This window comes from Enterocloster sp., assembly GCF_057861365.1.
This window is the reverse complement of the sequence record NZ_DBMACH010000004.1, coordinates 120,795-146,613: the sequence shown is the minus strand read 5'-3', so window position 1 is coordinate 146,613 and position 25,819 is coordinate 120,795. Positions and strand designations below refer to the sequence as shown.

Annotated in this window: 25 protein-coding genes; 22 read left to right on the top strand and 3 right to left on the bottom strand. The window is 47.9% G+C overall.

Features of this window, described 5'->3' with window-relative positions:
- Positions 1-55: 55 nt before the first annotated feature.
- The 10 genes from ACZM6M_RS06060 to ACZM6M_RS06015 all read left to right on the top strand — a co-directional run bounded on the left by ACZM6M_RS06060 (position 56) and on the right by ACZM6M_RS06015 (position 10,022).
- A complete protein-coding gene (locus tag ACZM6M_RS06060) occupies positions 56-1,663 on the top strand; it encodes an MBL fold metallo-hydrolase RNA specificity domain-containing protein (protein WP_418762114.1) in 1,608 nt (535 codons plus the stop codon).
- 43 nt (positions 1,664-1,706) lie between these two features.
- Entirely contained in the window at positions 1,707-2,186 is a 480-nt protein-coding gene (gene rnhA, locus ACZM6M_RS06055) for a ribonuclease HI (protein WP_296038267.1), read from the top strand.
- Between the two features lie 128 nt (positions 2,187-2,314).
- Complete coding sequence (locus ACZM6M_RS06050; RefSeq protein ID WP_296038265.1) at positions 2,315-3,076, top strand: lysozyme inhibitor LprI family protein; 762 nt, start codon at positions 2,315-2,317, stop codon at positions 3,074-3,076.
- Between the two features lie 134 nt (positions 3,077-3,210).
- Positions 3,211-4,023, top strand: a complete 813-nt coding sequence (locus tag ACZM6M_RS06045) for a DeoR/GlpR family DNA-binding transcription regulator (RefSeq protein WP_418497259.1) — start codon at positions 3,211-3,213, stop codon at positions 4,021-4,023.
- 133 nt (positions 4,024-4,156) lie between these two features.
- A complete protein-coding gene (locus ACZM6M_RS06040) occupies positions 4,157-5,119 on the top strand; it encodes a nucleoside hydrolase (protein WP_489489942.1) in 963 nt (320 codons plus the stop codon).
- A 21-nt stretch (positions 5,120-5,140) separates the two neighbouring features.
- On the top strand, positions 5,141-6,016 hold the full coding sequence (locus tag ACZM6M_RS06035) for a carbohydrate ABC transporter permease (RefSeq protein WP_066548806.1): 876 nt from the start codon (positions 5,141-5,143) through the stop codon (positions 6,014-6,016).
- Positions 6,006-6,833: a carbohydrate ABC transporter permease gene (locus ACZM6M_RS06030; protein ID WP_296038259.1), complete on the top strand. Its 828-nt coding sequence runs from the start codon at positions 6,006-6,008 to the stop codon at positions 6,831-6,833. The genes ACZM6M_RS06035 and ACZM6M_RS06030 overlap by 11 nt, the downstream gene beginning before the upstream one ends.
- 48 nt (positions 6,834-6,881) lie before the next feature.
- Positions 6,882-8,309: an extracellular solute-binding protein gene (locus ACZM6M_RS06025; protein WP_489489940.1), complete on the top strand. Its 1,428-nt coding sequence runs from the start codon at positions 6,882-6,884 to the stop codon at positions 8,307-8,309.
- Positions 8,310-8,316: 7 nt separating this feature from the next.
- Complete coding sequence (locus tag ACZM6M_RS06020) at positions 8,317-9,138, top strand: Cof-type HAD-IIB family hydrolase (RefSeq protein WP_489489938.1); 822 nt, start codon at positions 8,317-8,319, stop codon at positions 9,136-9,138.
- Entirely contained in the window at positions 9,135-10,022 is an 888-nt protein-coding gene (locus ACZM6M_RS06015) for a sugar phosphate isomerase/epimerase family protein (protein ID WP_489489936.1), read from the top strand. Before ACZM6M_RS06020 ends, ACZM6M_RS06015 begins: the two co-directional genes overlap by 4 nt.
- 8 nt (positions 10,023-10,030) lie before the next feature.
- Here the strand turns inward: ACZM6M_RS06015 and ACZM6M_RS06010 are convergent, their stop codons facing one another.
- Both ACZM6M_RS06010 and ACZM6M_RS06005 read right to left on the bottom strand, forming a co-directional pair.
- Positions 10,031-10,564 (bottom strand): flavodoxin family protein, encoded by a 534-nt coding sequence (locus ACZM6M_RS06010; protein WP_317438782.1) that lies wholly within the window; start codon positions 10,562-10,564, stop codon positions 10,031-10,033.
- Between the two features lie 111 nt (positions 10,565-10,675).
- Positions 10,676-12,037 (bottom strand): MATE family efflux transporter, encoded by a 1,362-nt coding sequence (locus ACZM6M_RS06005; RefSeq protein ID WP_489489935.1) that lies wholly within the window; start codon positions 12,035-12,037, stop codon positions 10,676-10,678.
- A gap of 217 nt (positions 12,038-12,254) precedes the next feature.
- Here ACZM6M_RS06005 and alaS point away from each other — a divergent pair, with 217 nt between their 5' ends.
- The gene (gene alaS, locus ACZM6M_RS06000) at positions 12,255-14,903 is read left to right on the top strand and encodes an alanine--tRNA ligase (RefSeq protein WP_417045850.1); all 2,649 of its coding nucleotides are present in this window, start codon (positions 12,255-12,257) and stop codon (positions 14,901-14,903) included.
- 163 nt (positions 14,904-15,066) lie between these two features.
- The gene (rpsU, locus tag ACZM6M_RS05995; protein ID WP_003504099.1) at positions 15,067-15,243 is read left to right on the top strand and encodes a 30S ribosomal protein S21; all 177 of its coding nucleotides are present in this window, start codon (positions 15,067-15,069) and stop codon (positions 15,241-15,243) included.
- A 147-nt stretch (positions 15,244-15,390) separates the two neighbouring features.
- Here the strand turns inward: rpsU and ACZM6M_RS05990 are convergent, their stop codons facing one another.
- Positions 15,391-17,136 carry an Rqc2 family fibronectin-binding protein gene (locus ACZM6M_RS05990; protein WP_296038245.1) on the bottom strand — a complete coding sequence of 582 codons (1,746 nt, stop codon included), beginning with the start codon at positions 17,134-17,136 and terminating at the stop codon, positions 15,391-15,393.
- Between the two features lie 390 nt (positions 17,137-17,526).
- On the opposite strand from ACZM6M_RS05990, the gene ACZM6M_RS05985 reads away from it, so the two are divergent.
- From ACZM6M_RS05985 to pgsA, 10 genes are all read left to right on the top strand, one after another.
- Positions 17,527-18,447: a tyrosine-type recombinase/integrase gene (locus tag ACZM6M_RS05985; RefSeq protein ID WP_489489930.1), complete on the top strand. Its 921-nt coding sequence runs from the start codon at positions 17,527-17,529 to the stop codon at positions 18,445-18,447.
- Between the two features lie 222 nt (positions 18,448-18,669).
- The gene (locus ACZM6M_RS05980) at positions 18,670-19,956 is read left to right on the top strand and encodes a leucine-rich repeat domain-containing protein (RefSeq protein ID WP_489489929.1); all 1,287 of its coding nucleotides are present in this window, start codon (positions 18,670-18,672) and stop codon (positions 19,954-19,956) included.
- Between the two features lie 14 nt (positions 19,957-19,970).
- Positions 19,971-20,462 carry a hypothetical protein gene (locus ACZM6M_RS05975; protein WP_489489927.1) on the top strand — a complete coding sequence of 164 codons (492 nt, stop codon included), beginning with the start codon at positions 19,971-19,973 and terminating at the stop codon, positions 20,460-20,462.
- 2 nt (positions 20,463-20,464) lie between these two features.
- On the top strand, positions 20,465-21,313 hold the full coding sequence (locus ACZM6M_RS05970) for a zinc ribbon domain-containing protein (protein ID WP_489489925.1): 849 nt from the start codon (positions 20,465-20,467) through the stop codon (positions 21,311-21,313).
- Positions 21,314-21,326: 13 nt separating this feature from the next.
- The gene (locus ACZM6M_RS05965; protein ID WP_489489924.1) at positions 21,327-21,764 is read left to right on the top strand and encodes a zinc ribbon domain-containing protein; all 438 of its coding nucleotides are present in this window, start codon (positions 21,327-21,329) and stop codon (positions 21,762-21,764) included.
- Between the two features lie 141 nt (positions 21,765-21,905).
- Positions 21,906-22,784 (top strand): YicC/YloC family endoribonuclease, encoded by an 879-nt coding sequence (locus tag ACZM6M_RS05960; protein WP_066548777.1) that lies wholly within the window; start codon positions 21,906-21,908, stop codon positions 22,782-22,784.
- A gap of 23 nt (positions 22,785-22,807) precedes the next feature.
- Complete coding sequence (gene gmk, locus ACZM6M_RS05955) at positions 22,808-23,440, top strand: guanylate kinase (protein WP_066548775.1); 633 nt, start codon at positions 22,808-22,810, stop codon at positions 23,438-23,440.
- Positions 23,441-23,529: 89 nt separating this feature from the next.
- Positions 23,530-23,814, top strand: a complete 285-nt coding sequence (gene rpoZ / locus ACZM6M_RS05950; protein WP_066550834.1) for a DNA-directed RNA polymerase subunit omega — start codon at positions 23,530-23,532, stop codon at positions 23,812-23,814.
- Positions 23,815-23,916: 102 nt separating this feature from the next.
- Positions 23,917-25,293 carry a 30S ribosomal protein S12 methylthiotransferase RimO gene (rimO, locus tag ACZM6M_RS05945; RefSeq protein ID WP_489489921.1) on the top strand — a complete coding sequence of 459 codons (1,377 nt, stop codon included), beginning with the start codon at positions 23,917-23,919 and terminating at the stop codon, positions 25,291-25,293.
- A complete protein-coding gene (gene pgsA / locus ACZM6M_RS05940; protein ID WP_066548774.1) occupies positions 25,277-25,819 on the top strand; it encodes a CDP-diacylglycerol--glycerol-3-phosphate 3-phosphatidyltransferase in 543 nt (180 codons plus the stop codon). The genes rimO and pgsA overlap by 17 nt, the downstream gene beginning before the upstream one ends.

Genomic DNA, 25,819 nt, shown 5'->3' with positions numbered 1-25,819 from the left:
ACCTACAAGTTGACAGACTATTATACTTTTTATTCAACCACCTTCAGAGGGGAGAATGCATATGAAACTAACCTTTATCGGAGCAGATCATGAAGTAACGGGAAGCTGTCATTTTCTTGAGGCAGGAGGCAGTAAGGTGCTGATCGACTGCGGCATGGAGCAGGGGAATAATCCATACGTCAATGCAGAGCTGCCTGTAAGCTACAGTGAGATTGATTACGTTTTTCTCACACACGCCCATATTGACCACGCAGGCCTGCTGCCGTGGATTTATGCCAGAGGCTTTAAGGGCCGGGTCATTACCACCTATGCCACGATGGATTTATGCCAGATCATGCTTCGCGACAGTGCCCACATCCAGGAGATGGAGGCAGAATGGAAAAACAGGAAGGCTAAAAGAGCCGGACGCGGCGAGGTAGAGGCTCTTTATACGGTAGAGGATGCCGAGGGCGTACTGAGCCATTTTGAGGGCGTAGCATATGGTCAGGTGTTTAAGCTGAATGACAATCTGACCCTCCGGTTTACCGATGTGGGCCATCTGCTTGGCTCTGCTTCCATTGAAATCTGGGCCAAAGAGGGGGATGAGGAGCGAAAGATCGTATTTTCCGGCGATATCGGAAATAAAAGCAAACCGCTGATCCGTGACCCTCAGTATATTTCAGAGGCAGATTATGTGGTGATGGAATCCACCTATGGAAACAGATACCACAAAAAGACCACTACCTATGTAGAGAGCCTGACAAGGATCATCCAGGAAACGCTGGACCGTTCAGGGAATGTGGTGATTCCCGCCTTTGCCGTAGGCCGTACCCAGGAGCTTCTTTATATGATCCGCCATATCAAGGAACATAATCTGGTTCACGGCCACGATGGATTTCTGGTGTATGTGGACAGTCCCCTGGCTGTGGAGGCAACACAGGTATTTACGGAAAACCTTCTGGACTGCTATGATGATGAGACAAAGGCACTGGTAGAGCGGGGGATCAACCCCATTGATTTTAAAGGGCTGAAGCTTTCAGTTACCAGTGATGAATCCAAAAACATCAATTTTGACATGACGCCCAAGGTTATTATTTCCGCAGCCGGTATGTGCGATGCAGGCCGTATCCGCCATCATTTAAAGCATAACCTGTGGCGCCCGGAGTGTTCGATCGTATTTGCCGGCTATCAGGCCGAGGGGGCCTTAGGAAGGGTTCTTCAGGATGGCGCGCCGGCGGTAAAGATTTTCGGAGAGGAAATTGACGTGCGGGCTCACATTGAAACCATAGACGGCATCAGCGGCCATGCAGACAGAGACGGTCTCCTTGCCTGGATCTCAGCCTTTGAAAAACAGCCCTCCCATGTATTTGTAGTACATGGAAATGAGGAATCCTGCACCGCCTTTACAGAGGCTCTTCAAAACCAGCTCAGGCTGACGGCGGATGCCCCGTACTCCGGTTCCCAGTTTGACCTTATAAAGAACTGCTGGATCTGCCAGACAGAGCCGGTTCTTGTTGAGAAGGAGACAGAGGCCAGACGCAAGGCCACAGGCGTTTATACCAGACTGGTAGACGCAGGCAGCCGGCTTTTGGATGTGATCAGCCATAACCAGGGCGGTGCCAACCGGGATCTGGCCCGGTTTACAGAGCAGATTCTGGCTCTGTGCGAGAAGTGGGACCGGTAAAGTGCCGCTTCCTATCAATGAACAACAGGAGAGACAAAAAACAATGACAGAAGTACAGATCTATACAGACGGTTCCGCCCGGGGAAACCCGGACGGTCCCGGCGGCTACGGCGTAGTAATGCACTATACAGACCGGACCGGAAAGCGCTACGAAAAAACCATGTCCGGTGGCTATGTCCGCACCACCAATAACCGCATGGAGCTTATGGCGGCGATTGCAGGCCTGGAAGCCCTGAACCGTCCCTGCGCGGTTTCCCTTTATTCCGATTCCAAATATCTGACAGATGCCTTTAACAAACACTGGATCGAAGGCTGGGTGGCAAAAAACTGGGATCGGGGAAAGAGCGGGCCGGTAAAAAATATTGACCTGTGGAAGCGCCTTTTAAAAGCAAAGGAGCCTCATCAGGTCACCTTTATATGGGTAAAGGGCCATGCGGGCCATCCGGAAAATGAACGCTGCGACCAGCTGGCTACGACGGCTGCCGACGGAACTGATCTGATGATCGATGAAGGACTCCAATAGGAGTCCTTTTTAGATATTACAGATATCTTACAATGTATTACTCCTTTGAAAATCGTATTCACAATTATCCGTTTTTGTGATAATGTATCACTGGAAAGTGAAATTGAGTCAGACAGGGATGATGGAATATGAAAGATAAAAGGATATGGCTGGTGATTTTGGGGATTCTGGTAATCGGCATTCTGGTGACCGGTTATACCAGGTCTGTAGTAAAAAAACAGGCAGACAGTGCCGCCTTTGAGGGAGAAATATCCACAGAGGCTTCTTTGGGGCCGTTTAAGGAACAGACAGAGGAAGAGGCTCAGAAGGAGGAGAGCGGCGCTGTGCAGGAACAGGCTCAGGCAGATACGGCAGTCCCGGAAACGGAACAAAAGGAAGAAGAGGCGGGAGAACCCGCTGCAATCTCTGAGCCTGTCCCTGCAATGGCCCGGTCAGCAGTCCCGGAAAGTGGGAGAGCGGCCACAGATTCACAGGCAGACAGTCCGTGTGAAGGCGGACTTTATAGACAGCGTCTGAATGATCTGGACGCACAGATCCAGAAAATGCAGGAGCAGGAAAGGGATCCGAACGTATACTCCATTAAAACATCTGCGGAGACCGAAGTCAAAATGTGGGACAGGGAGCTGAATGCAGTGTACAATGCCCTTTTGGGAATCCTCCCTCAGGAGGAGGCGGAGGAACTTGCAAAGGAGCAGAAGGAGTGGCTCATAAATCGTGAAACGGCTGCCGGACAGTCTGGAAAGGCGGAAGGGGTAGGAAGCATCAGTTATGCAGCCAGCCTGGTGGATTTAACCAGAAATCGCGCCTATGAACTGGCAGACCGATACGAGAAAGAGGCCTGCGGGCCGCAGGATGCTGAAAACGAAAGCGATACGGCTGTTTTGCCATAAGCAGTGAGATATATTCTTATAAGGGCGTCTGAGAAATCAGACGTCTTTTTGTATTTTACAACTTTATAAAAAATAGTTGGAAAAAACCAAAAAACTGTTATAATGAAATCAAAATACCCATATGGAGGAGAGAAATGAATAAAGCAGAGGAACGATATCAGGAAATCATAGAAATATTAAAGGAAAATCCCATTGTTACGGTGGCGGATTTTGCAGAGCGTCTTTCCGTTTCTATGGAAACCATCAGAAAGGACTTAAATATCCTGTCGGAACAGGGCAAGATCGTCCGTGTCCATGGCGGGGCCGCCCTTGCAGGAAATACGGAAATGGCTTCTCCCTTTCAGTTCAGAGAAGGCGTGCGCCGCAGGGAAAAGCAGAAGCTGGGGAAAGAGGCGGTAAAGCTGATACAGAAGGGGGATACCCTGATCATAGAGAGCAGCACCACGACGGCAGAATTTGTAAAGGAGCTTGTAAAAGTTCCGGAACTGCTGAAAACTCTGACGATTGTTACAAATTCAATTCACATTCTTACATTGGTGGAGATGGGGAAGCTGTGTAAGAGAGTGTTTCTTTTAGGCGGCTGGATCAATGAGAGAGAGGGGGCTACCAAGGGGCAGTTTATGGCGGAACAGTTAAAAAGCTTCCATGTGGATAAATGCATCCTCAGCGGGGCGGCTCTTGGAAAGAACCTGATCCTGTCCTCCTACTATGAGAGCGATATGCATTTTCAGAAGCTGGCTATGGAAAGCGCGGGAGAGACCATTCTTTTGCTGGAAGCGGGAAAATACCCGGAGGCTGCTGTGTTTTCTGTAACGGCTGCCACCAATTTTGACTATATGGTAAGCAATGTGCCCTTTAAAAAAGAGGATAAGGAGCGCTTTGCAGCAGCCGGCCTTCATCTGATCTATGTGCCTACTGGCTCCGAAGAAGCAACTGATAATGATTGAAATGTGAAAAAACAAATTAACTATCGCAAAAATATTGTAAAAAACCAAAAATAATATTGACTATTGGCGAAAATAATGATAAAAAGTAATTAAAAGTTGTCGAAACAAAATAAAAGAGAAAAGGAGTCATACCATGATACCAAATCCCTTTGGCTTTTCCTATTCAGATGATATTGACATTTCAGAAATGGAACAGTCCATCGCCCGTTTAAAACGGCCTCAGGGGCGGATTGACGTTGTGCTGGATACGGATACCTTTAATGAGGTGGACGATCAGTTTGCTCTGGCGTACCTGCTTCAGTCAGAGGATCGTCTGAACCTGAAGGCAATTTATGCAGCTCCCTTTGACAACCATCATTCCAATGGTCCCAAAGACGGCATGGAGCGCAGCTATGAGGAGATTTTCAGAGTGCTGGCGATGCTGAAAAAAAGCCAGTATGAAGAATGTACCTACAAAGGTGCAGAGCAGTTTTTAGACAGCGAGGAGACTCCTGCTGTTTCAGCGGCTGCAGAGCATCTGTGCAGTCTGGCAATGGAGTATACAAAGGAAGATCCCCTCTATGTGATTGCCATCGCAGCCTGTACCAATATTGCCTCCGCCCTTCTTATGAAGCCTGAGATTAAGGACAGGATCTTTGTGGTATGGCTGGGAGGCCTGTCATTGGACTGGCATGATAATTTTTCCTTTAATGCAAAGCAGGATGTGGCGGCGGCCCGTGTGCTTCTTGGAAGCGGAGTTCCCCTGGTGCTTCTGCCGGGCAGAGGGGTGGTAGACCATTTTTCAACCACAGGGCCTGAGCTGGAGTACTGGCTGCGGGGGAAAAATGAGTTCTGCGATTACATCATTGACAAGACCCGTCATGAGGCAGAGATTGTAAGCGGAGAAACCTGCTGGAGCCGGCCGATTTCAGACGTAACGGCAGTGGCCTGGCTGCTTGATACCTCCTTTATGCTGGACCGTCTGGAACCAAGCCCTATTATGGAGTATGACCACCATTATGCAAAGGATAAGCGGCGCCATTTTATCCGATATGTCTACAGCATCAACCGTGACCGTCTGATGAATGATCTGTTTGATAAGCTGGCATCTATCTGATATCGAAAGAGGAAATATGAAATGAAACGGAAGAAAAGCCTTTTAAGATGCGTTGAGCCCTATTTATACCTGCTCCCGGCTGTGGTGCTGTTTGTCCTGTTTGTGTATTACCCGTTTTTAAAAAATGAGGTTTTAAGCTTTTTCACCCTTGATAAATTCAGGACAGTAAAGGGATTTGCGGGAATCCAGAACTATGTAAGGGTCTTTGGAGATGAGAAGTTTTTACTGGCTGTAAAAAACACCCTGGTCTATGTGGCTGTGACTGTGCCTGTATCCATGGTTCTGGGGTATTTTCTGGCTCTGCTGTGCAGAAAAAAGAGAAAGAGCTCCTTTGTGTATGAAGCCATGTTTGCCCTTCCCATGGCAGTTTCGGCATCGGTTGTTGCCATGATCTTTCAGCTGGCCTACAATCCGTCCATGGGTATTATCAATAAGCTCACCGGACTGAATGTAAACTGGCTGAGCGATCAGAAGCTGGCCTTGATCAGCATTATGATCGTGCAGATCTGGGCCAATGTAGGGTACAATTTTATTTTCATCTTATCCGGCGTGAGAGGGCTTTCGGAGGAAGTGATGGAGAGCGCGGCCATTGACGGCGTAAGCGGCATCCAGATGCAGACAAAGATCATCCTTCCCATGCTTTCCCCCACCCTGCTGTTTCTGTTGGTAAAGGATGTGGCCTATGCCATGACCACAGCCAGCTTTACGCTGATCATGACTGAGGGCGGGCCCAACGGAGCCACTGAAACCATGATCTCTTATATTTACAAAAAAGCCATTACGGGAACCAATTACAACGCGGCCTTTGCGGCTACGACCGTATGCTTTGTGCTGTCGGCTCTTATGATGGCATTAAGCATGGCTTTGGAGGGAAAGAAGGTGCATTATGATCAATAAGAGAAAGCTGCAGAGCCTGATTTACCAGCTGTTTTGTATGTTTGTGGGACTGGCTGTCATTTCACCGATTATATACTGCGTCCTGGTTTCCTTTATGCAGCCGTCGGAGATCCTGACAAAAGAAGTGCATCTGATACCGGATTACATTTATCTGGTAAACTATATAAAGGCTGTGACTCAGACGGATATTTTCCGCTTTATGCTCAACTCCTTTATCGTAGCCTTTGTATCAAGCGTAGTCCGGATCATTACCTCCAGCTGCGCGGCCTATTCCTTCGCATTTTTTGAGTATCCGGGAAAAAAGTTTTTATTTTATCTCACCATCGGTACTATGATCATTCCCACGGATGTGCTGCTGGTACAGAATTATTTTACCGTTTCCGGAATGAACCTGATCAATACCTATACGGGAATGATGGTGATTTTCTTTGTTTCCGGAATGAATATTTTTGTGATCCGCCAGTATTTTTTAAGCTATTCCCTGTCTTTAAAGGAAGCGGCCCATATTGACGGCTGCGGAAACCTGCAGTTTTTCCTGCAGATCCTTCTGCCGACCACCACTCCGGCCCTGGTTACGGTTTTCATTTCCTCCTTTGTGGGAACCTGGAATACGTACCTGTGGCCCCTGATCGTGACAAATGTAAATGAAATGAGAACGGCCCAGGTAGCCATTACCATGCTCAATACAGAGGCGTCCAGTGATTTCGGCGTTGTGATGGCAGCAGCGACCATTATCCTGATCCCCTCCGTTCTGGTGCTTGCGCTTTTCCAGCGCAAGATCGTAGGCGGCATGATGGGCGGAGCTGTAAAGGGCTGATGCTACAGACGTAAACGTACATAATGACATGTAAGAAAGGAATACAAGATGATGAAAAAGAAAGTGATTGCTACAACCATTCTCTCAGCGGCAATTCTTGGTTCTCTCGCCGGCTGCGGAGGCGTCAAGACAACAGATGACAGTGCTGTGTCCACCGGGGCAGCCGAGGCGGCGACAGAGGCGAAAGAGGAAACAAAGGCCACAGAAAAAGCGGCAGAGGGAGAAACAGTTGTTACCTTCTGGCACAGCTTAAACGGTTCTGCGGGAGAGGCGCTGGAGACTGTCATTTCTAATTATAATGAGGGGCAGGGAAAGGAAAAGGGCATCCATGTAAACCTGGTGTTCCAGGGCTATGAGGGAACAGATAAGGCGATTTTAGCGTACCAGACCGATGACCGGAAAAATGCTCCCGACATCAACCAGGGACTGACCTCTACCATCCCCAGCATGATGGATTTAAGCTGGACCGTCGATCTTACCCCGTGGATTGAAAAGGAAGAAAACGCAGTAAAAAAAGATGATTTCTATGAGCCTATGCTCCGTTCCTGCACAGCAGACGGAAAGCTGATGGCGATCCCCTTTGCAAACTCCAATATGCTTCTTTACTACAATGAGGATGCGTTAAAGGAGGCGGGCTTTGATGCTCCGCCTGCCACCTGGGATGAGCTGGCACAGTATACGGAGGCGCTTACAAAGAAGGGCGAAGACGGCAGTGTAGAGCGTTACGGCTTTGAAGCTCAGATTAAGAGATACCATCTGGTGAACTATATTGTACAGCAGTCCGAGGACTCCTTTGTGGGTGATAATGAGGGCGGCCGTGCAGGAGAAATGACAAAGCTTACCATTGGCGAGGACGGCACCTTAAAAACCGTTCTGGAAAAGGTAGACGCCCTTTTAAAGACAGGCGGTTATAAGTATGTGGAAGACAGTCTGAATGAGGAATTTGCCAACGGCCTTACCGCCATGTGCATGATGTCCTCCTCCCGTCTTGCCACCATTGACGGCCTGGTAGGCGATTCCTTCCAGTGGAAGGCAGCCCCAATTCCAAAAATCACCGAAGCAGACGGAAGCGGAGCAGCTCTGGGCGGTTCCTGCCTGACCTTGTTTGATCTGGGTGATGAGAAAAAGGTAGAGGCAGCCTGGGATGTGCTCCAGTACTGCTCCTCTCCTGAGGCACAGTATATCCTTTCTACCGGTTCCGGCTATATTCCTGTCAATAACCAGGTAGAAGAAATGGATGAGATGAAAGCTTATTATGAGGAGCATCCTGAGTTTAAGGTTCCTCTGGATCAGATGAAGAGCTCTTCCCCTCTGGCACAGGAGCCTCTGGATCTGGTATATAATGAAATCAACGGCGTAATGACAGACCTGATGCTGCAGTTCTGCGAGGGAAGTCTGACCATAGATGAAACTGTAGATGCAATCGTAGGAGAATGCAACGCTCTGTTAGACGAGTATCATGCTGCTAACGACTAGGAAAAATATGACAGAAAAAAGAAAAAAAGACATACGTCTTGTTGTGAGCGACATTGACGGAACCCTGATCCGCAGAGGAGAAGGGTTCCCTAAAGAGGTGGAGCAGGCGGCGGCAGAGTTAAAAAAGAGGGGGATCCTCTTTACCTTTGCCTCCGGCCGGCTGCCCTATATGATTACGCCTTTTGCAGAGTCCCTTGGAATCGAAATCCCCGTATGCGCCTGCAATGGCACGCTTATTTACCGGAAGGATGAGATACTGGAAAACCATCCCCTTCGCCTTTTAGAGCTTCGTCCTCTGATCGAGATGGCGCTTTTAAGAGAAATGACCGTACTGTATTCCTTAAACGGAACAGAATACTGTATGCGGGAAAATGAAGCGGTCCGGCGCAAGCAGGCAGAGCGGGGGAGCTACCATCCAATCCGCCCGGTGAGGGAAGATGAATGGGAAAGCCTGTGGGCGGATAAGGTAAATATTTCCGATGAACAGGGCGAAATTTCCAGCCTTCTGGAATGGGAGCAGCCTCTTGAGGGAAGCTGTGAGATTACCCATTATGGAAACCAGGGCCTTGAGATCGTACGGGCCGGCTTTGGAAAGGCCTACGGCGTAAGGCGGATCTGCGCCGGACTTGGGATTTCCATGGAACAGGTTCTGGCAATCGGAGATAATGAAAATGACAATGAGATGCTGACGCAAGCCGGTATCGGAGCCGCAGTGGGAAATGCAGAGGCAGCTACCAAAGCCTGTGCAGACCTGACTGCCGGGAAGGAAAGCGGAGCCGGGGCGGCAGAGATCATCCGCCGGATCTGTCTTGAGGAGAATGAGAAATGAAACTGTCTACTTCAACCAATATGGTGTTTGAACGCATCAATATGGAGCCTATTTCCCAGGAGCGCGGAATCCTTCTCTGTGTCCAGGCGGGATACAGGGTATTCGATTTCTGCTTCCATGACCTGATTACCTTTAAAAGCCCTTTTTTAGATGAACGCTGGGAAGCATATACGGAAAAAATGTGCGCGCTGAAGGAGGAACATGGCCTCTCTTACGAACAGGGCCATGCCAATGTATATGATTTTTTGAACCCCAAAGCCGATCATGAGTTTCACCAGACCATCATGGAGCGCTGTGTCCTGGCCTCTGAGAAAATGGGGATTCCCTGGCTTGTGGTTCATCCCTCTACGGCCTTTTCGGCAGATGCAGTTTATGCAGCCTCCCGGTCCGGCAATACAGAGTATTTTAAGCGTCTCTGCGAGTTTGCCGCAAAGCACGGCGTGGGAATCGCGGTGGAAAATATGTGGGATCTGCATATTGCGCCTAAACGCTATTATGCGGATCATGCAGAGGAGCTGTGTGAGCTCACAGACGCGGTGGGCGCAGAAAATATCGGCATCTGCTGGGACTTGGAGCATGCCAGCATCATGGGGCAGGATCAGAAAAAATCTCTGAAAATCATCGGAAACCGCCTGAAGGTCACCCATGTGTCCGACCAGACCGGCGTGGACAATATCCATGTAATGCCTTTCCAGGGAAAAACCGACTGGAAGGCTGCCATGGAAGGACTGGCAGAGATCGGATATGAAGGGAATCTGAATTTTGAGGCCCAGTGGTTTTTAAATAAAGTTCCTGAGGCGCTATTACTCCCCTCCCTGCGCTACAGCAGAGAGGTGGGAGAGTATCTGATCGGGCTTTATGAGGAAAAAAGAAGGCTTAAATAATCGGAGGCTTAAACGCAGTATCCCATTTGATAAGCCATATTGATAAAGGGCGTTTTGCTGACAGCACCGGCATCCGTAACGTCTGTCGCATAGATACGCCCTTTTATTTCGTGCTTTTCCAGATGAAAAATAAAACCGTCCAGATCTCCCAGAGAACATTCGATGATATCGCGGCCTAAACCGGCTGTAACAATATAATAGATTTCTTTTTTTCCTAAATTCTGCCATATGGGATAGGTACGGTCGATAAAGGTTTTCATCTGGGCGCAAACGCCGTGGAAGTATACGGGCGTTGCCAATACCAGAACGTCTGCTTTTTTATATGCATCCAGGATTTCAGACATATCATCTTTTTGGACACAGACTCCATCATTTTTCATGCAAAAATCGCAGGCTTTGCAGTATCCAATGTTCTTTTCTGCCAGACGGATCAGTTTTGCGAAATTTCCGCTTTCTTCCACCCCTTTTTTAAAAGCTTCACACAACATCTGAGAATTTCCATTTTTTCTGGGGCTGCTTGAAATAATAAGTACATTTTTCATTCGGTACCTCCTGATAAAGCGTTTTTGTTTGATATTACCATAAAATACGGAGATTTTCTATTTTAAATTATAAAAAATGAAAAAGAGAGAGGGGAAACGGCAGGGGTTATGTTAAAGCACATGAAACTCCAGCCATTTTCTGCTCATATACCGTCTTGTAAAGAAGATTCCCCTCACGATCCAGTCGGAGAACATACCGATCCACACGGCGATAGGGCCCACGCCAAGGCCGCGGATGAGAAAAATACATAAGGACACCCGGCACAGCCACATGGTAAGACAGGAAACGACCATGGTATATTTTACATCTCCTGCGGCCCTCAGGCCATAAGCGGGTATGAAGGACGGTACCCAGATGATCGGTTTTACAAGGGTGATGAAGGTCAAAAGTCCCAGAAACAGACGCATGCTTTCGGGCTCCATGCCTGAAAGGGTGACAATGGGGCGGGCTAAAAGGAAAAGAAGGATACAGCTTCCGGCCACGGCGATTTCTGCTGCCACGCAGAATTTCTTTACATAATAGACCGCTTCGTCCTTTCTTCCGGCTCCCAGACAGTGTCCGGTAACGGTCATAAGGCCGATTCCCACGCCAATGCCTGCGATCCCGTTAAAGCTTTCAAAATTGGAGGCCATTGCATGGGCTGCCATGGCGGTAACACCAAGGGTAGACACACTGGACTGGATAGCAAGCTTTCCAAACTGGAACATACTGTTTTCAATGCCTGCGGGAATACCGATATGGAGAATCCGCCGGATCAAAGGCATATGGGGGCGTATGCGGGTATAATTGGCTACATAGACCGGCTGATTTTCCCTGGGCTTTACAAGGCGCAGGAGAACCAGCAGAGCACATAAGGCCCTGGCAGCCAGAGTGGAGATGGCGGCGCCTGCTACACCCTGTCCCAGGATCAGCACCAGAATGATATTTCCGATCACATTTGCAATGTTTGCGATCAGGGACATGGCCATGGGAAAGCCGGTATTTTTCTGTGCTCTGAAGATGGAGGAACCGGCATCATACAGGGCGATAAATGGGTAGGAGAGGGATGAATAGAAAAAGTATGTACGAGCAGAGTTAAATACTTCTTCATCCACTGTCCCGAAGGTCAGCCTTAAAATCTGCCGGTCAAACAGGATGCAGAATGCAGCTGTTACAAGAGAGATCAGCGTTACAATAAACAGGGTCTGTTCAGCAGAGCGGATGGCATGCCCTGTCTTTTTTTGCCCCAGATACTGGGCGCAGACAATGGTTCCGCCGGTAGACAGGGCGTAAAAGGCCTGGATCACCAGAATATTGATGGAATCCACCAGGGATACGGCAGAAATGGCATAAGAGCCTACATGGGCTACCATAAAGGTATTTACCATGCCCATAAGGGTGATCAAAAGCTGTTCGGCCATCAGGGGAAGCAGCATGGCGGTGATCTGACGGTTGGTAAAAAGATGGGTGGTTTGGGATGGGGATTGGTTCATGGGGAAAAGGATCCTTTCCGGCGCATTCGCTGCGGCGCCATATTATTCTGAGAGTAAGTGTAGCATACTCCGAAACGTGCCACAATGGAGATAATAACGAAATAGAGGGCAAATATCTTGATAAATACAAGTCAATATGGTAAAATGTCGCTTATGGTTATGATTTCAAATTAAGATGTGCGTATACTGCGCGTCAAAGGATATGGAGGAAGAGAAAGTGAAAGAACCACAGTACCGCGGAGTGAACGAACTGCGCCGTATGTTCCTTGAATTTTTTGAGAGCAAGGGACATCTGGCAATGAAGAGCTTTTCACTCGTGCCTCATAATGACAACAGCCTTCTGCTGATCAACTCCGGTATGGCTCCCTTAAAGCCTTACTTTACCGGACAGGAGATCCCTCCCAGAAGAAGAGTTACTACCTGCCAGAAGTGCATCCGCACCGGCGATATTGAAAATATCGGAAAGACAGCCCGCCACGGCACCTTCTTTGAGATGCTGGGCAACTTCTCCTTTGGCGATTACTTTAAGACAGAGGCCATTCACTGGTCCTGGGAATTTTTAACAGAAGTAGTCGGCCTGGATCCGGACCGCCTGTACCCTTCCATCTATGTAGATGACGACGAGGCTTTTGAAATCTGGAATAAGGAAATCGGTATTCCTGCAGACCGTATTTTCCGCTTTGGAAAAGAGGACAACTTCTGGGAGCACGGCTCCGGCCCCTGCGGTCCCTGCTCTGAGATCTACTATGACAGAGGCGAGAAATTTGGCTGCGGAAAGCCCGGATGTACCGTAGGCTGCGAGTGCGACCGCTATATCGAGGTTTGGAACAATGTATTCAGCCAGTTTGACAATGACGGCCACGGCAATTATTCCGAATTAAAGCAGAAAAATATCGATACCGGTATGGGACTGGAGCGTCTGGCTGTAGTGGTTCAGGGCGTAGATTCCCTGTTTACGGTGGATACAAACAAGGCTCTCTTAGACCGCGTATGCGCCCTGTCCGGCAAGGAATACCAGAAGGAGCATGAGACAGACGTTTCCCTTCGTATTGTTACAGACCATATCAAGTCCTGCACCTTTATGATTTCCGACGGCATCATGCCTTCCAACGAGGGCAGAGGCTATGTGCTGCGCCGCCTGCTGCGCCGCGCTGCCCGCCATGGACGCAAGCTGGGAATCGAAGGAAAGTTCCTGGCAGACCTTTCAAAGACCGTAATCGACCTTTCCAAGGACGGTTATCCGGAGCTGGAAGAGAAGCAGTCCATGATCTTTAAGGTATTGAGCGAGGAAGAGGATAAGTTTAATAAGACCATCGACCAGGGTCTTGCCATTCTTGCCGAGATGGAGGCTTCCATGGTTTCTGCCGGTGAAAAGACCTTATCCGGAGAAAATGCATTTAAGCTTTACGACACCTACGGCTTCCCTCTGGATCTGACAAGAGAGATCCTGGAGGAAAAGGGCTGCGGCGTTGATGAGGAAGGCTTTAATGCTGCCATGAAGGAGCAGAAGGACAAGGCCCGCAAGGCCCGCAAGGCAACCAACTACATGGGTGCAGACGTGACCGTATACCAGTCCATCGATCCGGCTATTACCTCTGAATTCGTAGGCTATGACAAGCTGAGCGTGGATTCTAAGATTTCCGTTCTGACTACAGAGGAGGAGCTTGTAGAGGCGCTTACAGACGGCCAGACCGGAACCATTATCACAGATGAAACCACTTTCTATGGCACCATGGGCGGCCAGCAGGGCGATAAGGGTATCATTTCCAATGAAAACGGCGAGTTCAAGGTTAAGGATACCATTCACCTTCAGGGCGGAAAGATCGGCCATGTAGGCGTGATGACAAAGGGAATGCTCCGCGTTGGAGAAGCCGTAACTTTGTCCGTATGCGAGAGAAACCGCGCCTTAACCTGCAGAAACCACAGTGCGACCCATCTGCTTCAGAAGGCTTTAAGAACCGTTCTTGGAAGCCATGTAGAGCAGGCAGGCTCCTATGTGGACGCAGGCAGACTCCGTTTTGACTTTACCCATTTCTCCGCCATGACTCCTGAGGAGATCAAAAAGGTGGAAGATATGGTAAATGCAGAGATCAGCGCTTCCCTTCCGGTTGAAACACAGGTTATGACCCTGGATGAGGCAAAGAAGACAGGCGCTATGGCCCTCTTCGGTGAAAAATACGGCGAGAAGGTCCGCGTGGTAAAGATGGGAGATTTCTCCACAGAGCTTTGCGGCGGTACCCATGTGGCAAATACCAGCGCCATTGCTTCCTTTAAGATCCTTTCTGAAGCAGGCATTGCAGCAGGCGTAAGACGTATTGAGGCTCTTACCTCCGACGGACTGATGAAGCACTATGCAGAGGTGGAAGAGGAGCTTCATGAGGCGGCAAAGGCAGCCAAGACCACTCCTGCATCCTTAACCTCCCGGATTGAGGCTCTTTTAGAGGAAATTAAGGCTCTGAGCTCTGAAAATGAAAAATTAAAGAGCAAGCTGGCAAATGACTCCCTGGGCGATGTAATGAGCCAGGTAAAAGAAGTAAACGGCGTAAAGGTTCTGGCTTCCAGAGTAGCGGATGTAGATATGAACGGCCTGAGAAACCTGGGCGACCAGTTAAAGGATAAGCTGGGCGAGGGCGTAGTTGTAATCGCATCTGTAATGGATGGAAAGGTAAATCTGATGGCTACCGCAACGGAGGCTGCTCAGAAGAAGGGCGTTCACGCAGGCAATCTGATCAAGGCCATTGCAGGTCTGGTAGGCGGAGGCGGCGGAGGCCGTCCCAACATGGCTCAGGCAGGCGGAAAGAATCCGGCAGGAGTAGACGAGGCCCTTAAGAAAGCGGTTGAAACAGTAGAAGAGCAGACAAAATAATCCATTTTGCCCGAAAGTTTACTGTGGAAATAAAAATAAGAAAAAAATATGATTTTTTTCTTGACGTATGGGATTTTTATGCTATAATCATAGCAGTGCTAAAAATACCCAAACAGTTGTATTATGCACAATTACACAACTGGAGGGAGGTTAGGTGTGAGCGATGTCAAACGTAATTGTTAAAGATAACGAGAGCTTAGACAGTGCTTTACGCAGATTCAAAAGAAACTGTGCAAAGGCTGGCATTCAGCAGGAAATTCGTAAGAGAGAGCATTACGAGAAGCCAAGCGTAAGACGTAAGAAGAAGTCTGAAGCTGCTCGTAAGCGCAAGTATAACTAATTCACGCACGGGATTAGTTGATTTTGAGTAAAGTAAATCAGCCGGCTGTCGGGAGAGATTCCGATGGCTGGCTGTTTTATTTGTGACAGTATAAAATGATACGATAAAAAACGACAGGCCCCGGTGTGAAAATCGGGGCCTGTTTCGCTATTCTGCTTCTTTCAAATTGCAGGAAGGGATCGCAACCAAAGAATAATTGGTGTGGTAGATCACAAAGCCCGGTGCGGCTCCTGTAACCTTTTTGATATTTTTTTTCTGGATATAGTCGATTTCCACTTTTTCATTTTCGCGGCCCTTGGAATAGAAGGCAGCCAGTGCGCCCGCCTCCTCAAAGGCCCGGTCCGGCAGCTCGCCTTTCCCGTCATTTTTTAAAATCACATGGGAGCCGGGTATGCCCTTGGCGTGGAACCACCAGTCATTTCCATTTGCAAACCGGAAGGTCAGCTCCTCATTCTGATAGTTGTTTTTGCCCACATAGATGTGGTATCCGTCAGAGGAAATATAATGGAAGGGCTTGCTGGTGATCTTTGGCCGCTTATCGTTTGGACGGCGCTTTTTCACATAGCCGTATTCCATCAGTTCCTCCTTGATCTGCACCAGATCATTTTCAGCCAGAGCGATATCCAGGGCAGAGCTGATGGATTCCAGATGGTCGATTTCCGCCTTTGTCTGGTCGGTCAGCTGGGTTAAGGCCTCAAAGGTCCTCTTTAATTTATTATACTTGTCAAAATGCTTCTTTGCATTGTCCTTTGCAGAAAGCTGAGGATCCAGGGGGATAGAGATTTCTTCCCCTGTGTAATAGTTGATGCAGGAAAAGGATTTCTCACCGCCTGCCAGCTCGTAGCCGTAGGTATTTAACAGTTCTCCGTAGATCCGGTACTTTTCCCGCTTTTCCGTATCCTTTAGCTGCTTTAACTGCAGATCGTATTTTTTATAATTGCGCTCCAGGGCGGTCTGGACGATCCGGCGCAGGTCGGCGGATTTCTGGCGGATCCTTGTGCGGCTGTCTCTGGAGGCATAGTAATTTTCCAGAAGAGCGCTGATGGAAGACCAGCCCTCTCTGCGGCAGCCCCTTCCTTCCAGACAGGTCAGGGGAATGGAAGCGTATTCCAGAGGGCCTTCCTCATCATAGATAATAGCAGGAGAGAAGCGTCCTTCCTTTACATCCTCCATCAGCAGGCAGAAGGTATGGGCCAGATGGGTCAGTTCTGCCTCAGACAGCCCGTTGGCAGACAGGTCGGAATCGATGGAAGCCAGATGACAGACCTCCTCTGCCACAATGGGGCTGATGCCTGTGAAATGATTGTACAGGGCCTTCTGAACCGTCATGGGCGCGGCTTTTATGATCCGGCAGAAATCCGCTTCCGTGACGGTCAGAGGGTTCTCTTTTGCTACTGTTTGAGGGATAAAGTATTCCCTTCCGGGCAGAACCTCCCTTACAGAACTCATATTGGCGGACACATGCTTGATGCTGTCAATGATCGTGCCGTCTTCCTTACAGAAAATGATATTGCTGTGCTTTCCCATGATCTCTACGATCAGCTTTTTTCTGCACAAGTCGCCCATTTCGTCCAGATGCTCCAGCTCAAATTCCAGGATACGCTCCAGCCCCGGCTGGGTGATGGAAAGGATCCTGGCGCTTCCGATATGCTTTCTTAAAAGCATACAGAAATTGGGGGCGGTCAGAGGGCTGGGTTTATTATTTTCCGTGAGATAGATAAGGGGAAGGCTGGCGCTGGCGGAAATCTGCAGCCGGTAGGTTTCACGGTTATTTTTAACGGCAATGAGAAGCTCGTCCTTTTCCGGCTGGGCGATTTTTGCGATCTTTCCGCCCTCTAAGGTGCTTTTGAACTCATAAGCCAGATTTGCAATGGTAATACCATCAAATGCCATTTGATACACTCCTGTCGAGCCCATATTTGTTTGCCTGAAACGGGGCCTTGCTTATTAGGATAGCATAATTTGGGGAAATAGAAAAGCAGAAAAGGTTTGAGTTTCCGCATTTTGCACCGCCCTCTGGAGTCTGGTGTGCAGGGCTCCGGTTTCCGGTCATAAGAAAGCCTAAGAGTCTGAAATTTTTCTAAAAACAAAAGCCATATCAAAAACTCGCTGCGCTCAAACAGGTTTGATATGGCTTTTAACAAAAAATTTAATCCTCTAAGGTTTTCTAATGACCTTCAAAGTCGCCCTGCACACCAGACCCCCAGATCACACTGTAAAATGCGGAAACTCAAGGAAAAGAGCAATATAATGGTTGTAAAAAAGAAAGGCAGGAGAGCTGGAATGGGTGAAGGGAAGAAATATGTTATTTGCGAAAAAGAACTGGAGGTTTACCGCCGGGATATGCTTGAAAATGAAAGAAGCCGGGCTACCATTGAAAAATATATAAGAGATGTAAGAGCATTTTGCAGGTGGAATGGAGAAAAGGAGATCGACCGGCTCCGCGTGTTGGAATGGAAGGAATATCTGGGGACATGCTATGCGGTATCCTCTGCCAATTCCATGCTTGCGGCTTTAAACGGGTATTTTGATTTTCGCGGCTGGGAGGAGCTGAGGGTAAAACCCTTCCGGCAGCAGAAGCGGATCTACAGGGAACCGGAGGAGGATTTATCACGGGAAGAATATATGCGCCTGATTGAGGAAGCGCAAAGACAGGGGAAGGAGCGCCTGAAGCTTGTGATGCAGACCATCTGCGCTACGGGGATACGGGTGTCAGAGCTTGCATTTATCACGGCAGAGGCGGTGAAAACAGGGCGGGCAGAGGTAAGCTGCAAAAATAAAAAGCGCATTGTCTTTCTTCCGGAGAAGCTGCGGCGGATTTTGAAGGAGTATATGAAAAAACACCGGATTGCGGACGGCCCTGTCTTTATCACCAGAGGAAAACGAGCCTTAAACCGAAGCAATATATGGGCGGCAATGAAAAAGCTCTGCGAAAAGGCAGGCGTTGATCCGAAAAAGGTATTCCCTCACAATCTGAGACATTTATTTGCAAAGACCTTTTATCAGGAGGGAAAGGATCTGGCAAAGCTGGCAGATGTGCTGGGACATTCGGATATCGAGACAACCAGAATCTATGTGATGGAAAATGGAAGGGAGCATGAACGGCTGATTGAGAGGCTGGGGCTGTTGGATGAAGATTGGAGCGTGGGAGAAAAGAGGGGATGCTCCGGGATGGGAAGAGGGTTAAAAAAGCGTAGTACATAATTACACATATGTTGTTAAAAACGGGTGAAATACCGCTTATAAATGCAGGATATTATAAGAAAGACCCTTTATTAAGGATTCTTTGGAAAGTATATCATTTGTGGTTGTATTTTGCAAGTATTACCAGATGTGTTCAGCGCGGTAGAGAAGGATAAAAATAACAACATAAGTGTAATTATGTAGTAAATGCAGAGATAAATACATTAGAAAAGGGGAACAAGCATGTATTGTCCAAAGTGTGGTTTCAACCTGAACGATGATAACGGGGTTGAGGTTTGTCCGGAGTGCGGAGAGAAACTGAGAGAAAGTACGGAGAAAAAGGAAGAAAGAGCGGAAGCTAAAACGAAAAAGTCCGGGATGAAGTATGCAGTTGCCGCGGCGGCTGTGCTTTGCGGCGGTTTTTTGATTTTTAAAGCGGGGATGGGAGCGATAGAGATGCTATCTGAAGGACAAGGTCTTGGAGTGGTAAGTATAACTGTACCGGAGGGAACAACGAAAATTAAGGATGAGGAGTTTTTAGAGTATACCGATTTGGAAAGCATAACAATACCGGAGAGTGTCACCAAGATAGGAACTAGTGCTTTTTCGGGATGTAGTAGTTTGAAGAGCATAAATATTCCAGAGAGTGTCACCGTGATAAGAGATACTGCTTTTAGGGACTGTGATAGTTTGGAGAGCATAAATATTCCAGAAAGTGTCACCGTGATACAAGATATGACTTTTTATAACTGTGATAGTTTGAAGAGCATAAATATTCCAGAGAGTGTTACCAAGATAGAAAGCAATGCTTTTTCAGGGTGTAGTAGTTTGAAGAGCATAAATATTCCAGAGGGTGTCACCAAGATAGAAAACGATGCTTTTTCGAGGTGTTATAATTTGGAGAGCATAAATATTCCAGAGGGTGTCACTGAGATAGAATTCGATGTTTTTGGGGGATGTAGTAGTTTGGAGAGTATAAATATTCCAGAGAGTGTCACCGAGATAGGAAGCAGTGCTTTTAGCGAATGTAGTAGTTTGAAGAGCATAAATATTCCAGAGAGTGTCACCGAGATAGGAAGAAGTGCTTTTGATGGGTGTAGTAGTTTGAAGAGCATAAATATTCCAGAGAGTGTCACTGAGATAGAAGAATATGCTTTTTTGGGGTGTAGTAGTTTGGAGAGCATAAATATTCCAGAGAGTGTTACCAAGATAGGATTCAATGCTTTTGATGGGTGTAGTAGTTTGAAGAGCATAAATATTCCAGAGAGTGTCACTGAGATAGAAGAATATGCTTTTTCGGGGTGTAGTAGTTTGGAGAGCATAAATATTCCAGAGAGTGTCACTGAGATAGAAGAATATGCTTTTTCGGGGTGTAGTAGTTTGGGTAACATAAATATTCCAGAGAGTGTCACCGAGATAGGAAGCAGTGCTTTTGAGGGATGTAGTAGTTTGAAGAGCATAAATATTCCAGAGAGTGCCGATATAGAAAAGGATGCTATCAGCGACCAGGTGGAAATTATCTTTTACTAAAAGGAGAATCAACAATGAACGAAACACAAAAGAACGATCAGGAATATACAGAGGAACTGGAGAAAATTGAGGAAATCCGGCAAAGATGGCTTAAAAAAAAGAAGAAAGATCAAAAATGGGAAAAGGAAAAAGAGAAAATCCGCGAACTGGTTTCCAGTTTAAGAGAACAGGCAGCGCAGCTTAAAAACAAAGATCCGGAAGAATTTGAATTATTTTACTGGACAACCAAGGCTCATGTCATACGGGATGAGATTTACAATACGTCCTATGTGGCTGTTATTCCTATCCTGTCTCTGGTTATTTCCATTTTCAGTATGGTCTATTCAATAAATCAGGAAGGAATCATTGCCATCATCTGCGGACTGCTTTCCGCTGTGATATCTCTTTTGATTATATGCGCAGAGTGCCGGGCATTATTTGGCGGAAGGGAACGCTCCTATTATCGGATTCTGTATTCGATTCTGGAGGATATCCGAAATAAGAAAAGTACAAATGAGGAGAGGTAATTATGTTTTGTCCCAAGTGTGGAAATGACGTTAAGAATGGCGCGCAGTTTTGCCCCAAATGCGGTGAAAAGATGCGTGTAAACACAGGAAGTGCAAAAATGGCAGAGAAAAAAGGCGTATCCTTCACATGGAAGCGCCCGCAGATTTCCATAAAGGCTGCAAGGCTTCTGGGAGCGGTTCTTGTGCTTGTTTTTGCCGTTCTTTTATTAAAGCCCAGTGCGGGAAAGATTGATACGCAGGCTATGATGGAGGAATATTTTGCGGAGCATAGCGAATATTCGGAAAATGAAAATCTGTACCATTCCTGCTTTGACTATATGGTAAATGATCTGACCGAACAGTTTTTTCAGAATATAAAGCTTTCTCTGGGAAAGCTGGGAGAAAATTTTGAAGATAAAGAGGTAAGGGATCTTTCATCAAAACTGGGAAAGGTTCTTTCAGAGTCCTTTTCCAGAGCCGCTAATATGGAACAGCTGGCAGAGTCTGTGACCGGCCGCTCTTATTTTGAGGCGGAAAAAGCGAAAAAGAAGGACGGGATCGTCAGCGCAGCCGTAACAGTGCATTATCTGGATATCCCCGATATAAACCGTCGGGTAATAGAGGACTACACAGGCCTGTCCGAGCTTGTGAATCTGGTAATAAACAGGAAGAATCTGTGGATGAACCTGACGGATATGGCGTTTGGGGACGCTTCTCTTATACTGAACGGATTTGAAGAAAAAGCAGAAAGCAGTACGGCAGACAAAACCTATACGGGAACCGTAGAATTTACATATAATAAAGAGGAGAAGCGCTGGGAGATCAGCAGCGTTGACAGCGGGCTTTTAGACGCTTGGTTTGGAATACAGTAGGAGGATTGGACATATGGGACTGTTTGATACGATTAAAGAAAATACCAATTTGGTCAGAGGGGGAAACAGCCAGCCGGCCGGAAAGTTTGACCAGCAGATTGAAGCGGTGGAAGGGCAGATCAGGGAATCGCTGATTCAGATCGGAACCGTGTATCTGGAAAAACACAGGGAGGACTGTGAGTCGGAATACAGGGAGTTTATAAACCAGATAAAGGCTCTGGAGGAGCAGAAGGAGACGCTGGAGCGCAACAAGCTGGCGGCTCAGGGACTGCGCATGTGCGAGCACTGTCGGCAGATTATTACGCTGGACAGCGTATTCTGCAATAAATGCGGCTCCAAACTGGAGTCTCTGGAAATATCCAGCGCAGGCGGACGGTTCTGCCCTTCCTGCGGCGCTTCGCTGGCAGAGGGGGATGCTTTCTGCACAGCCTGCGGCTCCAAGGTGAATTAAATGAGTACCATTTCATAAAGTTTTTCAGGGGAGACACGCTCAGAAGGCGCGTCTCCTCTTTTTGAAAAAAAGTTGACTTGCCCCCACAGATGAATTATAATACTGTATAACTATGTAACGATGAAAGAGAGGCATTCCTTTATGTTAAAAAGCATGACCGGCTTTGGAAGATGCGAGAATGCTACTGATGAGTATAAGATTTCTGTGGAGATGAAGGCAGTGAACCACAGATATCTGGATCTGAGCATTAAGATGCCGAAGAAGTTCAATTACTTCGAGGCTGCCATCCGTACCCTGCTTAAGAAGTACATCCAGCGGGGGAAGGTGGATATTTTTATCAACTATGAGGACTATACGGAGGGAAACCTCTGCTTAAAGTACAACCGTGCTCTGGCAGCAGAGTATATGGAGCATTTTAAACGGATGGAGGAGGAATTTCACATTCCAAACGATATCCATGTATCCACTCTTGCCAGATGCCCGGAGGTTCTGACCATGGAGCAGACCCCGGATGACGAGGAGCACCTCTGGGAGATCCTTTCATCCGCTATGGAGGAGGCTGCCGAAAAGTTTGTGGCTTCCAGAGAGATTGAGGGCGAACACCTGAAACATGACCTTTTAGGCAAGCTGGATTACATGACAGAGCTGGTTGATTTTATCGAGGCCCGTTCTCCGCAGATTATTTCCGAGTACCGGACACGCCTGGAGGAAAAGGTAAAGGAGCTGTTAAACGGAACTGCGGTAGACGAGGGACGGATTGCCTCTGAGGTGGTGATCTATGCAGACAAGATCTGTGTAGATGAGGAAACGGTACGTTTGAGAAGCCACATTGAAAATACGAAACGGGAGCTTTTAAGCGGTGAAAGTGTAGGCAGAAAGCTTGATTTTATCGCTCAGGAGATGAACCGGGAGGCCAATACCATTTTATCAAAGTCAAACGATCTGGAGCTTTCCGATAAGGCCATTGCCCTGAAAACGGAGATTGAAAAGGTAAGAGAACAGATCCAGAACATCGAATAGAGATGAAAGTGAGGAGAGATCCCATGAACCAGCAGGGAATTTTAGTGGTTGTATCCGGATTTTCGGGAGCGGGCAAGGGAACCTTGATGAAGGAGCTTTTAAGGCGTTATGATAATTATGCGCTTTCGATCTCGGCCACTACGAGAAAACCACGGGAAGGTGAAGAAAACGGAAGAGAATACTTTTTCCTTTCGGAAGAAGAGTTTAAGAAGCTGCGGGATGAGCATAAGCTGATCGAGTATGCCAAGTATGTAAATCACTATTACGGCACTCCCAAGGAGTATGTAGAAGAAAAGATGGCTCAGGGCAAGGACGTGATCCTGGAGATTGAGATCCAGGGCGCTTTAAAGGTAAAGAAGCGTTATCCTGAGGCGCTGCTTCTTTTTGTTACGCCGCCCAGCGCAGAGGAGTTAAAGCGCCGCCTGGTGGGCCGCGGTACGGAAAGCATTGAGGTGATCAACGCCCGCTTAAAGAGAGCGGCTGAGGAGGCGGACGGCATGGAAGCCTATGATTACCTCCTGATCAATGATGAGATTGATACATGTGTGGAAAAAATGCACCAGCTGATCCAGCTGCAGCACGAAAAAACCTCCTATCATCTGGATTTCCTTGGAAAGATGCGGGAGGACCTGTATCATCTGGATGAGAGAAACTAATGTCAGCAAACTGCCCTGTTAAAAGCCGGGATCATTTTCGGGCCGCAGACAGAGCGATTATATATTTAAAATTGAAAGGGGAATGTAGAATGTTACATCCATCATACACAGATCTGATCAACGTTGTAAACAGCGATATCGAACCGGGCGAGCAGCCGGTGGTACAGAGCCGCTATTCTATCGTCATTGCAGCCTCCAAGCGTGCAAGACAGCTGATTGGAGGGGAAGAACCCTTGGTTCCCGGCACAGCAGGGAAAAAGCCTCTGTCGATCGCCATTGACGAGCTGTACCATCAGCAGGTAAAGATCCTTCCGGAAGAGGAGACAACAGAGGAAGAAGAAGCTGATGCAAAAGAGGCTGCCCAAAACGAATAAGAGAAAGAAGAAGCCGTCTCCTGTGCCTGAAACGCCGGGGCGATCTACGCCCGGCAGACACGGGAAGATGGCTTAAATGTTAATCAGGAGTAAAATGCATTTATGAAGAAGATAAAATTATTCTGTGTGTCCTTGGGCTGTGATAAAAACCTGGTGGATACAGAAAAAATGTTAGGCGTAGCCGGAGGCCTTGGCGTAACCTTTACAGATGATGAAACAGAGGCGGATGCTGTTTTGATCAATACCTGCTGTTTTATCGGGGACGCCAAGGAAGAAAGCGTAAATACCATTCTGGAGATGGCCCGCTTAAAGGAAGAGGGCAAATGCCGTGCCCTGATCGTGGCAGGCTGTCTGGCTCAGCGCTATAAAGAGGAGATCACAGAGGAGATCCCGGAGGTAGACGCAATTTTAGGAACCGCCTCCTACGAAGAGATCGGACGGGTTCTGACGGAGCTTTTTGGAGAAGATGAGAGGGACGGGGAAGGAACGGCTGACAGCCACATTTCAGTTTTTCACAGTCTGAGCGAGCTGCCCCACACAGCTAAAAAGCGTGTGGTAACTACCGGCGGCTATTACGCCTTTTTAAAGATTGCCGAGGGCTGTGATAAGCGCTGTACCTACTGCATTATCCCGTCCTTAAGAGGGCCTTACCGTAGCGTTCCCATGGAACGGCTGTTAGAGGAGGCCAGAGAGCTGGCTGACAACGGAGTGCGGGAACTGATCCTGGTGGCTCAGGAGACCACTCTTTATGGAAAAGACATTTATGGGGAAAAATCCCTTCCAAAGCTGCTCCATGAGCTGGCAAAGATTCCGGGGATTTACTGGATCCGCATCCAGTACTGCTATCCGGAGGAGATTACGGATGAGCTGATCGAGGCCATTAAATCAGAGGAAAAGGTCTGCCATTATCTGGATATCCCCATCCAGCATGCCAGTGACCGGATCCTGCGCCGCATGGGCCGCAGAACTCACAAAGAAGAATTAAAGGAGCGCATTGCAAAACTGCGCAGAGAAATCCCGGATATTGCCCTGCGTACTACTCTGATCTCCGGTTTTCCGGGAGAGACAGAGGAGGATCATGAGGTGCTGATGGAGTTTGTGGACGAGATGGAGTTTGAGCGTCTTGGAGTGTTTGCCTATTCGGCAGAGGAAGATACCCCTGCGTACTCCTATCCCGATCAGGTGCCCCAGGAGGTAAAGGAGGAGCGCCGGGATGCCATCATGGAGCTTCAGCAGGAGATTGCGTTTGAACACTGTGAAAAAATGGTGGGAAAAGTCCTTACTGTCATGATCGAGGGAAAGGTAGCAGATGAACCGGCCTATGTAGGCCGCACCTACATGGATGCGCCCAATGTGGACGGACTGATTTTTGTAAATGCCGATGAGATGCTGATGTCCGGCGACTTTGTAAGGGTAAAGGTCACAGGAGCCGCCGAGTATGACCTGATAGGAGAGGTGTATCATGAATCTGCCCAATAAGCTTACCGTTCTTCGTATCTGTATGATCCCGTTTTTTGTGGCCGCCCTTCTTTATGAAAATGGCGCCGATCAGACCATGCGGATCATTGCCAATGTGATTTTTATTACAGCCAGCCTGACGGATCTTCTGGATGGAAAGATTGCCAGAAAATACGGCCTTGTGACAAATTTTGGAAAATTTATGGATCCCCTGGCAGATAAACTTTTAGTCTGCTCGGCCCTGATCTGCCTGATCCAGCTGGGTCAGCTTCCTGCCTGGGTTGTGATCGTTATCATCAGCCGTGAGTTTATCATCAGCGGCTTCCGCCTGGTGGCAGCAGATAACGGCATTGTGATCGCAGCCAGCTACTGGGGCAAATTTAAAACCGTGTTCCAGATGACGGCGGTAGTGCTTCTGATCTTCAATATCCCGGCTCTGTCTGTTCTGACAAGCGCTGTTTTGTGGATTGCCGTTATCCTGACGGTCGTATCTCTGGTGGATTATGTTGCAAAGAATATAAAGGTCCTGACGGAAGGAGGCCTGTAA

Excerpts from the sequence above, each read along its gene's own strand:
- ACZM6M_RS06060 (WP_418762114.1), top strand. The coding sequence starts at position 56 with ATGCATATGAAACTAACCTTTATCGGAGCAGATCATGAAGTAACGGGA.
- rnhA (WP_296038267.1), top strand. The coding sequence starts at position 1,707 with ATGACAGAAGTACAGATCTATACAGACGGTTCCGCCCGGGGAAACCCG.
- ACZM6M_RS06050 (WP_296038265.1), top strand. The coding sequence starts at position 2,315 with ATGAAAGATAAAAGGATATGGCTGGTGATTTTGGGGATTCTGGTAATC.
- ACZM6M_RS06045 (WP_418497259.1), top strand. The coding sequence starts at position 3,211 with ATGAATAAAGCAGAGGAACGATATCAGGAAATCATAGAAATATTAAAG.
- ACZM6M_RS06040 (WP_489489942.1), top strand. The coding sequence starts at position 4,157 with ATGATACCAAATCCCTTTGGCTTTTCCTATTCAGATGATATTGACATT.
- ACZM6M_RS06035 (WP_066548806.1), top strand. The coding sequence starts at position 5,141 with ATGAAACGGAAGAAAAGCCTTTTAAGATGCGTTGAGCCCTATTTATAC.
- ACZM6M_RS06030 (WP_296038259.1), top strand. The coding sequence starts at position 6,006 with ATGATCAATAAGAGAAAGCTGCAGAGCCTGATTTACCAGCTGTTTTGT.
- ACZM6M_RS06025 (WP_489489940.1), top strand. The coding sequence starts at position 6,882 with ATGATGAAAAAGAAAGTGATTGCTACAACCATTCTCTCAGCGGCAATT.
- ACZM6M_RS06020 (WP_489489938.1), top strand. The coding sequence starts at position 8,317 with ATGACAGAAAAAAGAAAAAAAGACATACGTCTTGTTGTGAGCGACATT.
- ACZM6M_RS06015 (WP_489489936.1), top strand. The coding sequence starts at position 9,135 with ATGAAACTGTCTACTTCAACCAATATGGTGTTTGAACGCATCAATATG.
- ACZM6M_RS06010 (WP_317438782.1), bottom strand. The coding sequence starts at position 10,564 with ATGAAAAATGTACTTATTATTTCAAGCAGCCCCAGAAAAAATGGAAAT.
- ACZM6M_RS06005 (WP_489489935.1), bottom strand. The coding sequence starts at position 12,037 with ATGAACCAATCCCCATCCCAAACCACCCATCTTTTTACCAACCGTCAG.
- rpsU (WP_003504099.1), top strand. The coding sequence starts at position 15,067 with ATGTCAAACGTAATTGTTAAAGATAACGAGAGCTTAGACAGTGCTTTA.
- ACZM6M_RS05990 (WP_296038245.1), bottom strand. The coding sequence starts at position 17,136 with ATGGCATTTGATGGTATTACCATTGCAAATCTGGCTTATGAGTTCAAA.
- ACZM6M_RS05985 (WP_489489930.1), top strand. The coding sequence starts at position 17,527 with ATGGGTGAAGGGAAGAAATATGTTATTTGCGAAAAAGAACTGGAGGTT.
- ACZM6M_RS05980 (WP_489489929.1), top strand. The coding sequence starts at position 18,670 with ATGTATTGTCCAAAGTGTGGTTTCAACCTGAACGATGATAACGGGGTT.
- ACZM6M_RS05975 (WP_489489927.1), top strand. The coding sequence starts at position 19,971 with ATGAACGAAACACAAAAGAACGATCAGGAATATACAGAGGAACTGGAG.
- ACZM6M_RS05970 (WP_489489925.1), top strand. The coding sequence starts at position 20,465 with ATGTTTTGTCCCAAGTGTGGAAATGACGTTAAGAATGGCGCGCAGTTT.
- ACZM6M_RS05965 (WP_489489924.1), top strand. The coding sequence starts at position 21,327 with ATGGGACTGTTTGATACGATTAAAGAAAATACCAATTTGGTCAGAGGG.
- ACZM6M_RS05960 (WP_066548777.1), top strand. The coding sequence starts at position 21,906 with ATGTTAAAAAGCATGACCGGCTTTGGAAGATGCGAGAATGCTACTGAT.
- gmk (WP_066548775.1), top strand. The coding sequence starts at position 22,808 with ATGAACCAGCAGGGAATTTTAGTGGTTGTATCCGGATTTTCGGGAGCG.
- rpoZ (WP_066550834.1), top strand. The coding sequence starts at position 23,530 with ATGTTACATCCATCATACACAGATCTGATCAACGTTGTAAACAGCGAT.
- rimO (WP_489489921.1), top strand. The coding sequence starts at position 23,917 with ATGAAGAAGATAAAATTATTCTGTGTGTCCTTGGGCTGTGATAAAAAC.
- pgsA (WP_066548774.1), top strand. The coding sequence starts at position 25,277 with ATGAATCTGCCCAATAAGCTTACCGTTCTTCGTATCTGTATGATCCCG.